General features: G+C 63.0%; 15 protein-coding genes and 2 pseudogenes. 14 read left to right on the forward strand and 3 right to left on the reverse strand.

Features of this window, described 5'->3' with window-relative positions:
- The first annotated feature begins 3 nt into the window (after positions 1 to 3).
- The 12 genes from BLR85_RS22245 to BLR85_RS22295 all read left to right on the forward strand — a co-directional run bounded on the left by BLR85_RS22245 (position 4) and on the right by BLR85_RS22295 (position 10,088).
- Positions 4 to 666 (forward strand): amino acid ABC transporter permease, encoded by a 663-nt coding sequence (locus BLR85_RS22245; RefSeq protein ID WP_093162582.1) that lies wholly within the window; start codon positions 4 to 6, stop codon positions 664 to 666.
- A 10-nt stretch (positions 667 to 676) separates the two neighbouring features.
- Positions 677 to 1,444: an amino acid ABC transporter ATP-binding protein gene (locus BLR85_RS22250; RefSeq protein WP_093162585.1), complete on the forward strand. Its 768-nt coding sequence runs from the start codon at positions 677 to 679 to the stop codon at positions 1,442 to 1,444.
- A 13-nt stretch (positions 1,445 to 1,457) separates the two neighbouring features.
- Positions 1,458 to 1,847 (forward strand): RidA family protein, encoded by a 390-nt coding sequence (locus BLR85_RS22255; RefSeq protein WP_093162588.1) that lies wholly within the window; start codon positions 1,458 to 1,460, stop codon positions 1,845 to 1,847.
- A gap of 79 nt (positions 1,848 to 1,926) precedes the next feature.
- Positions 1,927 to 2,709 (forward strand): IclR family transcriptional regulator, encoded by a 783-nt coding sequence (locus tag BLR85_RS22260; protein WP_212635133.1) that lies wholly within the window; start codon positions 1,927 to 1,929, stop codon positions 2,707 to 2,709.
- A gap of 60 nt (positions 2,710 to 2,769) precedes the next feature.
- Entirely contained in the window at positions 2,770 to 2,988 is a 219-nt protein-coding gene (locus BLR85_RS29310; RefSeq protein WP_170844703.1) for a hypothetical protein, read from the forward strand.
- Complete coding sequence (locus BLR85_RS22265; RefSeq protein WP_093162594.1) at positions 2,930 to 4,105, forward strand: ROK family transcriptional regulator; 1,176 nt, start codon at positions 2,930 to 2,932, stop codon at positions 4,103 to 4,105. Before BLR85_RS29310 ends, BLR85_RS22265 begins: the two co-directional genes overlap by 59 nt.
- On the forward strand, positions 4,102 to 4,920 hold the full coding sequence (locus BLR85_RS22270; protein ID WP_212635134.1) for an ATP-binding cassette domain-containing protein: 819 nt from the start codon (positions 4,102 to 4,104) through the stop codon (positions 4,918 to 4,920). Before BLR85_RS22265 ends, BLR85_RS22270 begins: the two co-directional genes overlap by 4 nt.
- On the forward strand, positions 4,917 to 5,957 hold the full coding sequence (locus BLR85_RS22275) for a sugar ABC transporter substrate-binding protein (RefSeq protein WP_093162597.1): 1,041 nt from the start codon (positions 4,917 to 4,919) through the stop codon (positions 5,955 to 5,957). Before BLR85_RS22270 ends, BLR85_RS22275 begins: the two co-directional genes overlap by 4 nt.
- A 66-nt stretch (positions 5,958 to 6,023) precedes the next feature.
- The gene (locus tag BLR85_RS22280) at positions 6,024 to 7,019 is read left to right on the forward strand and encodes an ABC transporter permease (protein WP_093162601.1); all 996 of its coding nucleotides are present in this window, start codon (positions 6,024 to 6,026) and stop codon (positions 7,017 to 7,019) included.
- A complete protein-coding gene (locus tag BLR85_RS22285) occupies positions 7,016 to 7,786 on the forward strand; it encodes an SDR family oxidoreductase (protein WP_093162604.1) in 771 nt (256 codons plus the stop codon). Before BLR85_RS22280 ends, BLR85_RS22285 begins: the two co-directional genes overlap by 4 nt.
- On the forward strand, positions 7,783 to 8,883 hold the full coding sequence (locus tag BLR85_RS22290) for an alanine racemase (RefSeq protein WP_212635135.1): 1,101 nt from the start codon (positions 7,783 to 7,785) through the stop codon (positions 8,881 to 8,883). The genes BLR85_RS22285 and BLR85_RS22290 overlap by 4 nt, the downstream gene beginning before the upstream one ends.
- A 14-nt stretch (positions 8,884 to 8,897) precedes the next feature.
- Positions 8,898 to 10,088 (forward strand): aminotransferase class V-fold PLP-dependent enzyme, encoded by a 1,191-nt coding sequence (locus BLR85_RS22295; RefSeq protein WP_170844704.1) that lies wholly within the window; start codon positions 8,898 to 8,900, stop codon positions 10,086 to 10,088.
- On the opposite strand, the gene BLR85_RS22300 is transcribed toward BLR85_RS22295, so the two are convergent.
- The gene (locus BLR85_RS22300) at positions 10,080 to 10,988 is read right to left on the reverse strand and encodes a carbohydrate kinase family protein (protein ID WP_093162610.1); all 909 of its coding nucleotides are present in this window, start codon (positions 10,986 to 10,988) and stop codon (positions 10,080 to 10,082) included. The genes BLR85_RS22295 and BLR85_RS22300 overlap by 9 nt on opposite strands.
- A gap of 4 nt (positions 10,989 to 10,992) precedes the next feature.
- Positions 10,993 to 11,958, reverse strand: coding sequence for an SIS domain-containing protein (locus tag BLR85_RS22305; RefSeq protein ID WP_244520830.1), 966 nt, complete (start codon positions 11,956 to 11,958; stop codon positions 10,993 to 10,995).
- A 224-nt stretch (positions 11,959 to 12,182) separates the two neighbouring features.
- Between BLR85_RS22305 and BLR85_RS28645 the strand changes: the two are divergent.
- Positions 12,183 to 12,305: pseudogene (locus BLR85_RS28645) on the forward strand (IS6 family transposase); the annotation flags it as partial.
- 77 nt (positions 12,306 to 12,382) lie between these two features.
- Positions 12,383 to 12,673, forward strand: a pseudogene (locus BLR85_RS22310) (transposase); the annotation flags it as partial.
- Positions 12,674 to 12,688: 15 nt separating this feature from the next.
- Here the strand turns inward: BLR85_RS22310 and BLR85_RS22315 are convergent.
- Positions 12,689 to 12,890: transposase (locus BLR85_RS22315; protein WP_170844573.1), on the reverse strand; the 202-nt coding region annotated here is incomplete at its 5' end.

Raw genomic sequence — 12,890 nt, forward strand, 5'->3', positions numbered from 1 at the left:
TTTATGGATATCCTTCAGACTCTCGACGCGATCTGGTTGGCACGCATGCCGATCCTCCACGGTCTCGGCAATACCATCCTGATTTCGCTTCTGTCGATCTTGATGGGCACGATCCTCGGCGTTGTCGTGGGGCTCCTGCTGACCTATGGTATCGGGCTCGTACGGCTGATCGTGCGGCTCTATTCGGATTTTCTGCGCGGGACACCGGTCTTCGTGTTGATCCTAGCCTGCTTCTACATCCTGTCGGTCGTGGGCATCCAGCTCAGCGCCTTCCAGGCCGGTGTGTTCGCTCTCACCCTGTTCTGCAGCTCGCATGTGGGCGAGATCGTCCGGGGGTCGCTCCAGGCTATTCCGACCGGCCAGACCGAGGCAGCGAAATCTATCGGGCTGACCTTCTTCGGCACATTCTTTTCGGTGCTGCTGCCACAAGCTCTGCGGATGATCCTTCCGACATGGGTCAACACGGCGACGGAGATCGTGAAAGCGTCGACGCTGCTGTCGATCATTGGGGTGGTCGAGCTGCTCCTCTCGGTGCAACAGGTCATCTCTCGAACCTATCTGAGCCTTGAGCTCTACTTCTTTGCCGGCTTCGTCTTCTTTCTGGTCAATTTCACGATTGAGAAGGTTGGACGCTTCGTCGAGCGCAAGGTCGCTCTGCCCACCTGAGGAATGCCCCATGACTGCCCCCGTTCTCGAAATCAGGAACCTGCACAAGCGTTTCGGCCAGGTCGAAGTGCTCAAGGGTATCGACCTGACGATGCAGATGGGCGACGTCGTGAGCCTGATCGGCTCGAGTGGGTCGGGCAAAACCACGCTTCTGAGATGTGTCAACCTGCTTGAGGATTACGAGGAGGGCATGGTCGCCGTCGCCGGCGAACAGATCGGCTACACCGAGCGCAACGGTCGGCGCGTCCGACTTCGCGAAAGGGAGATCGCCCGCCAGCGCGCCATGACCGGGATGGCGTTCCAGCATTTCAACCTCTTCCCGCATATGAGCGCGATCCGGAACGTCATGCTGGGCCTCGTCAAGACCCGCAAGATGGCCAAGGACGAAGCCTATGCAACTGCGGAATCCTGGTTGGAACGCGTGGGTATGGCGGACCGCAAGGATCATTACCCCGGTCAGCTTTCCGGCGGGCAGCAACAGCGGGTCGCGATCGCCCGCGCGATCGCGATGAACCCCCAGTTGATGCTGTTCGACGAGGTCACTTCTGCGCTCGACCCGGAACTAGTGAGCGAGGTCTTGGCAGTGATCAAGGGGCTCGTAGCCGACGGAATGACGATGCTCCTTGTGACTCACGAGATGCAGTTTGCTCATGACGTGTCGAATAAGGTCGTGTTCATGCAGGACGGACGCATCGGCGAGGAAGGCCCGCCCGACCAGCTCTTCTACAATCCGAAATCGGAGCGCCTCGCGGCGTTCCTAAAAAGTTCGAAATTTTGAGGAGGACCCGGCAATGACGATCAAACGGCACGGTGTGAACGAATCCAAGGGTTCCGGCAAACAGTCCCTCCCTTTTGCTAAGGCGACCGAAGCCGATGGCTGGCTCTATGTCTCGGGCCAGACGCCGATGGTCGATGGCGAGGTGATCGACGGTGGGATCGTGCCCCAGTCCCATCAGGCCATCCGGAACCTGCTCGCCATTGTCGAGGAGGCGGGTTACAGCGCCGCGAACATCATGCGGATCGGGGTCTGGCTCGATGATCCCCGCGATTTCTGGAGCTTCAACAAGGTCTTCGCCGAATATTTCGGCGAGCATCCGCCGGCCCGGGCCTGTGTCCAGTCGTCCATGGTCGTGGACTGCAAGCTGGAACTGGACTGCATCGCCTACCGCAAGACAAGTTGAAAGGAATGCAATATAGAGGGGCGATTGACCTAGGGGACGGGACCACCGCTTAATGAGTAATTCGAAACCAGAAGGACCGGTGAGAACCAAGGAACGCGGGCTCGAGCGTGCCTTCCTGATACTCGACTACCTTTGCGCCGCCGCGGAGCCGAAGCGCCCGATCGAGATCGCCATCGGAATGGAGGCGCCCAAATCGTCGATCTACGAGCTTGTCGGATTGCTGACCGCGGTGGGAGTGCTGGAACGCACGGATGCCGAAGGGAGGGTGTTTTTGGGCCGAAAGCTGCATTACTGGGGTATCAACTACCTCAAAGGGTTTGACGTCACACGGCACGCGCGCCCGGTTCTGGAATGGATCACCGCGAAGACGCGGGAGACCTCTCAGCTCTGCATGCTGGATGGCGACAAATATCATGTCGCCATGATGAACGAGGGCAACCGTCCGTTCCGGATCAGTTCGGACGTTGGCGAACGCATTCCGATTCCCTGGACGGCCTCCGGCCGGTTGTTGCTCGGCCACCTGTCCGATCAGCAGATTATCGATCTGGTGCCGCCGAAAGATTTCACGTTCTCCAACGGTGGCTCCATTGCTCCGCGTGACTTCATTGACAGCGTACGCAAGGCGTGGGCCGAGAAATTCTTTTCTTTCGACAGCATCGCCGACAATTTCACCCATTGCTTCGCGGCTCCGGTTCTCGATGCCGAAGGCACATGCCTGAGCACGGTCTGCATCGTTGCGCCGAAAGAGGATGCGATGGCCCATTACGATGACTACAGGGCGACGCTGATCGAGGCCGGGCGGGAGCTTTCCCGGCGTCTCGACGGCGGCGATGCGAGTTCGCAAGAGCTTGCGGCGGAGTAGCCGACCAGACAGCACGGAAATCGAACGGAAACAAGCAAATGCCCGTCATCGGACTTTCCGATGAACGATGTGAACGTGCAGGGCTTTCGCAATCTGTTCAAGCCGACAGCACCGTTCAAAGTGAAGCAAAGTATCGTCTTTGCGATCCCGCTTGTTAATTCAGATCATTTGACTGAAACGGCGAATCGTTCCTATCCTTGGTTGACGCTAGGAGAGCAGGATGCTCAGAGGGACCAACCAGGAGCTGGGGCGGCCGCACAATCGCAGGATCGTTCTTGAGGCGATCCGACAGCGGGGGCCGATATCGCGCGCCGAGATCGCGCGTGGGGTCGGGCTGACAGTTCAGACGGTGTCCACGATTTCCTCAGAACTGCTTGAACGCGGCTTCATCTCGTTGTCGCCGGGCAAACCCAAGGGACGCGGGTTTCCGGCGCCGTCACTCGAGGTCAATCCCGGCGGTGCTTGCGCCTGCGGAATATACGTCACGCCGCGCGGAATCGAGGCCGGCCTGATCGACCTCTCGGGTGAACTGTTCGGCCGGCGAACGCTGCGTGAAACCCAGATCTCCGCCGACCGGGCGTTCGAGTGCATTTCGGAGATGGTTGCGGACCTCGTGCAGGGGTGGCCTGAAGACCGGGTCATCGGAGTTGGACTGGCGATTCCGGGGCCGTTCGACATCGAGTCCATGAGCTTCGTTGGCCCGACCACGATGCAAACCTGGCGGGGCGTTGATGTCCATGAACGGCTCAAGGCCGCGGTGCCCTTTCCAGTCTTCGTCGAACTGGACAGCGCGGCGGCGGCCCATGGGGAACGGCTCTATGGCATCGGGGACCGGCTGACGAACTTCTATTATCTTTTCCTGGGCGTGGGCCTGGGCGGATCGATCATTTATGACGGGCGGGTGATGCGCGGCGCTTGGGGAAATGCGGGCGAGATCGGTCACATCCCGCTCGTTCCCGGCGGTGAGCCTTGTTCCTGTGGCAACAACGGGTGCCTTGAACGCTACATCTCGCTGGAGGCCTATGACCGGCGGGTGGCGGAGATCGGGGAGGAGGCGTGGCTCGAGGAGATCGCGCCGATCTTCCGCGCCGCCATTGTGACGATCGAGAACATGTTCGATCCCGAGGCGGTGGTCCTCGGGGGACTCGCCCCGGTCGAACTGCGGCGAAAGTTGCTCGGGCTCACCGACGAATTGCCGAACTCGCTGGCCGCGCGAGAGGACCGGAAGGTCGCGCGCGTTGTGCTCTCTGACGGCGGGAGCGAGGCCGTCATACGAGGAGCCGCGTCGCTTGCCGTGTCGCGCCTGTTTTCGCCGCAGCCCCTGATGGCGGACGAACGCCCCGGCAAGAATAGCGATCCATTCGATCGCTCCAGCGAAGAGGAGAATGTCGCGTGACCGATGACGAACCGCTTCTCAAGCTGGAAGGAATAACGAAGCATTTCGGGGCGATCGAGGCGCTGCGCGGGGTCAACATGACCGTCTCCAGGGGCGAGGTGGTGGCGCTTCTCGGCGACAACGGCGCCGGAAAGTCTACTTTGGTAAAGATAATTGCCGGCAGTTACCCCCCGAGTTCAGGCCGGCTGATCTTTGAAGGCAGGGAAAGGCACTTCGCTTCGCCGAAAGAGGCCAAGGCGTCAGGGATCGAAACCGTCTACCAGGATCTCTCCCTCTGCACCAATGCTGATGTGGTGGCCAATTTCTTCATGGGGCGGGAGATCACGAAGCGCTATTTCGGCATTCCTGTCCTCCAGGAGCGCGAGATGGAGAATATCGTCGCCGAGGCCATGCGGAAGGCTGGCACCAAGATCCCCTCGCTCAGAGTCAATGTAGAGAACCTGTCCGGCGGTCAGCGGCAGGCGATCGAACTCAACCGTTTTGTCCATTGGGGCGGCAAGCTGGTGGTGCTCGACGAGCCCTTCGCGGCGCTTGGGGTCGAGCAGACGCGCCGAGGGCTGGAGATGATCCGCCGCGTGGCCGCGGGCGGCATCGGCGTCATCGTCATCACCCACATCATGGAACAGGCGTTTCAGGTCGCCGACCGACTCGTCGTGCTGCGGCAGGGCGCGGTAGCGGGCGACCTCAGGCACGACGAGACGACCCCCGAAAAGGTGATTGACCTGATCACCGGCGGAACCCTTTCCGGAGCCGGCACGGACGGGGATGGGGGCAATCCTGACCCGGCACATCAAGGGGAGAAAATCAGACTATGAAAATCGTTCGGAGAACTTTCATTGGTGCCGCCATCGCGGGCCTGACGCTTGCAACTTCCGCCTACGCCCAGGACAAGGGCACGATCTATTACATGGTTCCGACGCTGCTCGACGAATTCCAGACCGAATCCGTCAGTGCTATCGAGAATTTCATGGGGCAGGTCGGATACAAGGTGGCGACGCTCAACGCCGACAACAAGACCGATGTCCAGCAAGGGCAGATGGACACGGCGATCCTGACCAAGCCCAAGGCGATTATCCTGGCGGCCGTCGATTTCAACGCGCTTGCGCCCTACATTGAAAAGGCGCGGGAAGCCGGGGTGCCGGTTATGATCTTCGACCGGCAGATCACCTCGACCGTCTCGGATTTCACCTCGGTCGCGGGGACGGTCGAGATCGGCCATGTCGCCGCGGGCGAGATCCAGCGGCTGCTGACGGAGAAGAACGGCTCGGTCAAGGGCAAGGTCCTGCAGGTTCTGGGTGACCCGGGCGATCCCTACACGCTCGACATCCAGAAAGGCTTCGAGGAGATGATGGCCGACTATCCCGATGTCGAAATCATCACCAAACCGGCAATGCAATGGGAAGCGTCGAACGCCGGGTCGATCGTAGCCGACCAGCTTCTCGCCAATCCGGATATCGACCTGATTTTCGTCCATGCCGCGCATCTCGCGGTGGCGGCGGTCGCGTCGCTGGAATCCGCCGGCAAAAAGCCCGGTGACGTGCTTCTGGTGTCCTCGAACGGCGCCCCGGTCGGTCTCGACCTTATCCGCCAGGGCTGGGAGCAGGTCGAGGTGGAACAGCCGCTCTACGCCCAGGCCGCGGCGCTGGCGATGTTCGCCGACAAGGTGACGAATGGAGAGGAACTGGTGCCCGGCACCTATGACGTGCTCGGTCTGAAATCCGAACTGACGATCGAGGATTGGGGCCCGGACCTCAAGATCCCCGGCGCCGCGATAACGCCGGAAAATGTGGACGAGGCCCGCTTCTGGGGGAACCTGCAGGCGCCGGAAGGCCCGATCGAACCAGTCCAGTAACCAGAAGAACTGCATCCGCCGGGCTGCGTTTCGCGGCCCGGCGGCGCCCCGAACAAGGTCTGTTCAATGTCACCAGCGCGCCGCGCCACCATAGAATTCCTGCTCGACAACCTGGTCTGGCTGATGCTGATCGTCGTGCTGGCCGTGTTTTCCCTGACGGTTCCCAACTATTTCCAGTTCGGGATATTCGCCAACATCTTCGAGCAATCCACCTTCGTCGGCGTGATGGCGATCGGTCTGGCGATCGTGATCATCGCGGGCAATCTCGACCTGTCGGTCGAATCGACAGCGGCGCTCTCGGCCATGGTGACCGGTATGCTCTTCTCCAGCAGCGGCGTCGGCATGGGGATCGCCTTCGAGCCCGCCTGGTTGATGCCAGTGGTCTCGCTGCTGATCGCCCTGGCCGTGGGTGGGATAATCGGTTTCATCAACGGATTCTTCGTCACCCGTGTGGGCATGTCCGCATTCATCGTGACGTTGGCCTCCTTCATCTGGGTGCGGGGCCTGGTGGTGGCGATCTCGGGCGGACGCAGCGCCCAGAACCTCGCGCCGCCCATTCGGATCATCGGGATGGAGGACATTCTGGGCGTGCCGCTCCTGGCGTGGATCTCGGTCGGCTGTTTCGTGATTTTCGCCTTCGTCATGGCGAAGACGCCCTTCGGCCGTTACATCACGCTTGTCGGCGGCAACCAGGACGCGACGTTCCGCGCCGGTATCAACAGCAACCGGATACTCTGGACGAGCTTTGTCGTCGCCGGAGTTCTGGCCGGTCTTGCCGGCTGGCTGTTGGCGATCCGCACCTCGGGCGCCACCGCCAATCTTGGCGTCGGAATGCTCTTCAACGCCTTCGCCGCCGTGGTGATCGGCGGCGTCAGCCTCAAGGGCGGCATCGGCAAGCTGCCCGGTGTCTATGCCGGGGTCCTGCTGCTCTATTCTATTCACACCGCGATCAACCTCATGGGCCTGCCGGCTCATTTCACACAGATGATCCTCGGCGGCCTGGTGCTCGCGGCGGTGTTGCTCGACACTTTCAAGCTGCGACTAAGGGAGAAACTGCTGTGAACGGACGCCTGAACGGAAAAGTTGCGCTGGTTGTCGGTGGGGCGCGGGGCATTGGCGGGGGCATTGCCGAGCGTTTTGCGGCCGAGGGGGCCGCGGTGGTGATCGCCGATCTCGAGGACGATGACGGTATTGCACTGGCCGACCGGCTCGGGGGCCTCTACATCCGCACCGACATCGCTGACGCGGCGGAGGCGGAGCGCGCGGTCGAAGCTGCGCTTTCGCGGTTCGGCCGTCTGGACATCCTGGTTCAGAACGCCGGGATCTATCCCTGGACGCTGATCGAGAATACCAGCCCGGAGGAGTGGGCGCGGGTGATGGCGGTCAATCTCGGCGGCTGTTTCCTCGCCGCGCGGGCAGCATTGAAACCGATGAAGGCCCAGAATTCCGGCCGCATGATCTTCACCTCGTCGATCACCGGGCCGCATGTAACAAGCCCGGGCCATGGTCACTACTCGGCCAGCAAGGCCGGGATCAACGGCTTCATCCGGGCGGCAGCACTGGAATTCGCCGGGTTCGGCATCACCGTCAACGGCGTCGAGCCGGGCAACATCCTCACCGAGGGGATGAAGGCGCATCGCAGCGCCGAGTTCATCGCGGGCATGGCGCATTCCATTCCGCTCGGACGGCTTGGAACCCCGGAGGACGTGGCGAACGCTTTCCTGTTCCTGGCCTCCGAAGAGGCCGCCTATATCACCGGAACGACCATCGTCGTCGATGGCGGGCAACTGCTCCCGGAGGGCAGCGACTTCCGGATCAACCCGTCATGACCGCGCGCGAGATCGAGTCCTACTTCGACATCGAGCCGGTTGCGGAGGAGATGCTCGAAACACCTGTTCCCGTGGTCGACCTCGACGTGGCCGAGCGCAACATCCGCCGGTGGCAATCGCGGTGCGACCAGCTCGGCATCGCCAATCGCCCGCACGTCAAGACCCACAAGCTGACCGGGCTGGCACGCTTCCAGGTCGACGTCGGGGCGCGCGGCATTTGCGTCCAGAAGCTCGGCGAGGCCGAGGTGATGGCGGATGCCGGGATCACCGACATCCTGATGACCTTCAACCTGGTCGGCATGCCGAAGCTCAAGCGACTTGAGACGCTGGCAAGGCGGACCGGAATCTCGCTGGTTGCCGACAATGCCGATGTCGTCGCCGGAATCGCGGCGGCGGGCCGGAGCGCCGGGCGCGCGATCGATATCCTGGTCGAGTGCGAGACTGGCGCAGGCCGGAACGGGGTCCAGACCCCGACCGCGGCGCGCGAGCTCGCGGAACTGATCGACCGGACCGAGGGCGTGCGCTATGGCGGCCTGATGACCTATCCGGCGACGGGAGCCCGAAGCGCTGGCGCCGCGTTTCTGACCGACGCGCGCGAGCGGATCGCCGCTGCCGGACTCGAAACCCGGGTCGTCAGCACCGGCGGTTCGCCGGAGATGTGGAGCGACGAGGGGCTCGAAGTGGCCACCGAATACCGCGCCGGAACCAATGTCTACTTCGACCGTTCGCTGATTGAGGTCGGCGCCTGCACGCTGGCGGATTGCGCGCTCACGGTGCGAACGACGGTGGTCAGCGTGCCGACGCCGGAACGTGCCATTCTCGACGCCGGCTCCAAGGCACTGACAAGCGACCTCCTCGGGCTGCCGGATTTCGGCTGCGTGCCCAGGCTGGAGGACGCGCGGCTCTATACACTCAACGAAGAGCATGGCTACCTGAACATCTCGAACGTCGACCGAAAGCCCAAGGTGGGCGAGGTGCTCGAGGTGCTGCCGAACCACGCCTGCCCGGTGAGCAACCTCTTCGACCGGGTCGCGCTCAAGCGTGCCGGCCGGCTCCTCGGCCTGACCCGCGTCGATGCGCGCGGGATGGTTTGGTAGGGCAGGGGATGGCGATGCCCACTGACATGGGGAAACCGACTTTGCAGGGCTGTCCGACGATCATCAATGCCGCCGGCCCCCTGACCCGGCTCTCCGGCAGCCCGCTCGCTCCCGGGGTTCTCGAAGCGATGGCGAAAGCGGACACCGTCTCCGCGGACATGTTCGAGGTTCAGGCCCATGCCTCGCGCGCTATCGCGGCGGCGACCGGGGCTGAAGCCGGCATTGTCACCTCCGGCGCCTCCGGGGGCCTGCTTCTCTCCGCTGCCGCCTGTCTCGCGAAGTTCGACGTGGCGCGGATGAACGCGCTGCCGGAGCCTGGCGAACGGTCGGAGGTTGTCGTCGCCCGCGGCCAGCGCAACGGTTATGACCACGCGCTCCGGGCGGCCGGCGCCCGCCTTGTCGAGATCGGCCTGCCGGAGGCTCTGGCCGGCGCCGGAATCCGCGATGCCGAGCCCTGGGAATTCCAGAGCGCCATCGGCCCGCGAACCGCCGCCATCCTTTATGTTCAGAGCGAACGCGCACGGCCGGCTCTGCCGGCGGTCGCCGAGATCGCACGGCGGCACGGCCTGCCGCTGATCGTCGATGCGGCGGCCGAACTGCCACCGGCCGCCAATCTTCGACGTTTCATCGCCGAAGGCGCCGATCTCGTGGTCTATTCCGGCGGCAAGGTGCTCGGCGGTCCGGCCGGAACCGGAATCCTCTGCGGGAGTCGCGACCTCGTGGCCTCGGCGGCGATGCAGATGCTTGACATGGATGTCGAGTGGTCGGCCTGGAACCCGCCAGCCGGTTTCATCGACAAAGCGAAACTCGCCGGGCTGCCGCGTCAGGGAATCGGCCGTTGCTGCAAGGTCGGCAAGAATGAGATCTTTGGCCTTCTGGCCGCCCTCGAGCATTTCCTCGCGGAAGGCGATGCAGCGCGGCATGGCCGATGGCTCTCCATCTGCCGGCAAATCGAAGGCGGCTTCGCGCCCGCATCCGGTTGTGCGGTGTCCATCGAAGGCGCGCAAAAAACCGACGCGATCCCGGTCCTGGTGCTCGCCTGCGCAGACGCCGAACAGGCGACGCTGAGGCGCGCCATCCTTGCCGCGCAGGACGAGCCGGTTCACACCGCTATCGACCCATTTCGGCCGCATTGCCTGATCGTGAACCCGGTTTGTCTGCGTGCCGGAGAGGTCCCGAGGCTCATCGCGGCGCTGTCAGCCTGACAGGCCGTCGTAGCTGCGCGGAAAAGTCGAGATCGCGCGCGATGCCGTCCGCACGCCACGCTTCGTGGCCTCGGTCAACGAGCACCCATCCGCGAGGGCCTTCAGGAATCCGGCGTTGAACACATCCCCGGCGCCAATCGTGTCCACAACCCGAACCGCGGGCGCAGGAACTCGGATCTCCTCTGTCTCGCTGAAGACCAGTGCTCCGTCCGGTCCGAGTTTGACGACAACGATCCCGTCTGGAGGCATCTCGCACAGCAGTGCCCGGCCGGCGAGACGCGGGTCCGCTTGCCCCGAGAGCGCCGCCGCTTCGGCCTCGTTGACCAGCAGGCAATCGGTCCCGGGCAGCCAGCCGCGCGCGCTGTCCCGGGTCTCGCCCTCCCAGCCCTCCGGCGGCCACCCGGTGTCGAGTGCAACGCGCACGCTGTGACGCCGGCAATGGTCCGAAAGCGCGGCAAAATCCCTGGACATCCGGGGGCTCAGGAAGATTCCGCAGAGCAACAGCCATCCGTCGGCAAGCGCGGGCCAGTCGATGCCGTCTCGCACCTCCGGCCAGCCGAGTTCGAGAAGATGGCCCGTGTTAGTAAAAAAGGTGCGCTCGCCATCGGGATGAGTGATACCCACAGAAACAGTTGATTGACCGTCGGCAATTGTCCAGCCCGCCGAACGTGGCGCAAGCTCATCACGCATCCAGGCGCCATAGAAATCCGCTCCGGTATTGGCGACGAACTGGAAATCGGCACCGAGCGCCTCCAAGGTCAGGGCCGAATTCGCAGCCGACCCGCCCACGCGCAAATCCGAATGATCAACGATGATCTCCGATCCCGGAATCGGCCAAGGCGCGGCAGGGCCAAGGATCAGGTCGACATTCACGTTTCCGACGACGGCGAGAGGCAGCATCTGCTCACTCGATCCTGGTGATCTTCTGCGAGCGGAGCGGTGTTCCGACATCGGCCACCCGAGACGCCGCGAATGCGAGCATGAAGTCTTGCGCCGCCGGCAGCAGCCGGAAAATCGCCAGCATGCAGGAGGCAGGGGGCATCACCACGCTCGCCGTCCCCTCGATAGGCGCGTCTCCCGAACTGTCGAAGACGACGAGAGGTGCACCGGTCTCGACCACGGCCCCGGCGAGCGAGGCGACCAGATGCGAAGTCGCGTCCTGTCCCCGGAACATCACCACGCCGACCTCCGGCCCGAGCATCTCGAGCGGGCCGTGCCGCAGCTGGCCACCCTCGAGCGACAGGCAGGGCAGGCGCGAGAGTTCGGCCAGGCCAAGCGCCATCGCGTCGGCCAGTCCTTGAAGCCGCCGCCCGCTGGCGACGATCGCGCGGACCTTGCCGAACCGTGCGAGCGCCGCAGAGAGATCGGGCACCGCCGGGTTGGACAGGACGTCCTCCAGCCCATCGGTCGGGGCACCGAGGCGCGCAAGGACCGCCGCGTGCAGGGCCAGCGAGACGGTGAGGCTGCGCGTGGCTGCAAAAGCGCGCTCGGTCCCGCCAGCGCCGACAAGGCACGGGACCTTCTCTGCGAGACTCGATGTAGCATCGAGCGTGACGCCATAGGTGTGCATGGGTGCAGGTTCGGCCCGGAACCACCGCAGGATCTCGGCACTTTCGCCGGATTGCGAGGTCACCAGAACGACACGGTCCCTGACCGGCATCGGCTGTTCCAGCTGTTCGGACAGGGGAAGGGCGACCGCGTCATATCCGAGCGATCGGTATATCGGCTCGAGCGCGCGACCGACAGCATGCGACGCCCCCATGCCCAGAAACAGGACCCGACCCGCCTCTCGAATGCTCCGGGCCACCTTGTCGGCGACCGGACCCGCAATTCGGAACGAGGCGAGCGCATCGGCCTGCTGACGCGCCATTTCAGATCGGATAGCCAGTAACCCTGGCGGTTCACTGTTCAATGAGGACATATTTCCCCCTCGTACTTGTCCGAATTGTCCTGCCGATGCGGACGGACCAGCGACAGGGGGCGCTCCGTTCTGGCGATCCATGTGCAGGGTATTCTGACCGTGGTGACAAATCAAAGGGGCGGTGTCAAGGCGATGAAGCTGAGCGGGGCAGGGTGGTCTCGTAGCGTCTTGGGATGACGAAAGACGACCCATTCAGGTATTTCCGGACCAGCCGCGAGATCATCTGCCTGGCCGTGATGCTTTATGTGTGCTTCCCGCTGTCGCTCAGGAATGTCGAGGACCTGCTGCACGAACGCGTTAGGCTCTGGACCCATTGATTTGGTTGCGGTTGTCGGGTCGGACTGATTCAAGCTCCTGAGCTTCAGGAGGCGTGATGAGCAATCTTTTCTGGCTGAGCGACGAGCAAATGGCTCGGCTCCGACCCTTCTTTCCAAAGAGCCATGGCAAACCACGTGTCGACGACAAACGTGTCTTGAGCGGGATTATATTTATCAACCGCAATGGCTTACGTTGGTCTGATGCTCCAAACGAGTATGGTCCGCCCAAGACGCTCTACAACCGTTGGAAACGATGGAGCGATATGGGCGTGTTTGCCCGGATCATGGAAGGGTTGGCGGCCGAGGCCGCTGATCACAAGACCATCATGATCGATGCCACTTACCTCTAGAGCGTGTCGCGTTTAATCGGCCTCATAGCCTGCGGCTTTGAAGTAGTTGTAGCATTCTTCGTCCGAGAAGAGGTTGCAGACCTGTCCGACGGCGGCCCAGAGTTGGTCATAGGTTCGCGCGGCGGCCTTCCTGATCAGTGTCTTGAGTTTCGAGAAGGCCATCTCGATGGGATTCAGATCTGGGCTGTAGGGTGGCAGGAACAGGAACCATGCA

It is taken from the genome of Aliiruegeria lutimaris (assembly GCF_900099935.1).
Taxonomy (GTDB): Bacteria; Pseudomonadota; Alphaproteobacteria; order Rhodobacterales; family Rhodobacteraceae; genus Tropicimonas; species Tropicimonas lutimaris.

Excerpts from the sequence above, each read along its gene's own strand:
- BLR85_RS22245 (WP_093162582.1), top strand. The coding sequence starts at position 4 with ATGGATATCCTTCAGACTCTCGACGCGATCTGGTTGGCACGCATGCCG.
- BLR85_RS22250 (WP_093162585.1), top strand. The coding sequence starts at position 677 with ATGACTGCCCCCGTTCTCGAAATCAGGAACCTGCACAAGCGTTTCGGC.
- BLR85_RS22255 (WP_093162588.1), top strand. The coding sequence starts at position 1,458 with ATGACGATCAAACGGCACGGTGTGAACGAATCCAAGGGTTCCGGCAAA.
- BLR85_RS29310 (WP_170844703.1), top strand. The coding sequence starts at position 2,770 with ATGAACGATGTGAACGTGCAGGGCTTTCGCAATCTGTTCAAGCCGACA.
- BLR85_RS22265 (WP_093162594.1), top strand. The coding sequence starts at position 2,930 with ATGCTCAGAGGGACCAACCAGGAGCTGGGGCGGCCGCACAATCGCAGG.
- BLR85_RS22275 (WP_093162597.1), top strand. The coding sequence starts at position 4,917 with ATGAAAATCGTTCGGAGAACTTTCATTGGTGCCGCCATCGCGGGCCTG.
- BLR85_RS22280 (WP_093162601.1), top strand. The coding sequence starts at position 6,024 with ATGTCACCAGCGCGCCGCGCCACCATAGAATTCCTGCTCGACAACCTG.
- BLR85_RS22290 (WP_212635135.1), top strand. The coding sequence starts at position 7,783 with ATGACCGCGCGCGAGATCGAGTCCTACTTCGACATCGAGCCGGTTGCG.
- BLR85_RS22295 (WP_170844704.1), top strand. The coding sequence starts at position 8,898 with ATGCCCACTGACATGGGGAAACCGACTTTGCAGGGCTGTCCGACGATC.
- BLR85_RS22300 (WP_093162610.1), bottom strand. The coding sequence starts at position 10,988 with ATGCTGCCTCTCGCCGTCGTCGGAAACGTGAATGTCGACCTGATCCTT.
- BLR85_RS22305 (WP_244520830.1), bottom strand. The coding sequence starts at position 11,958 with ATGGCGCGTCAGCAGGCCGATGCGCTCGCCTCGTTCCGAATTGCGGGT.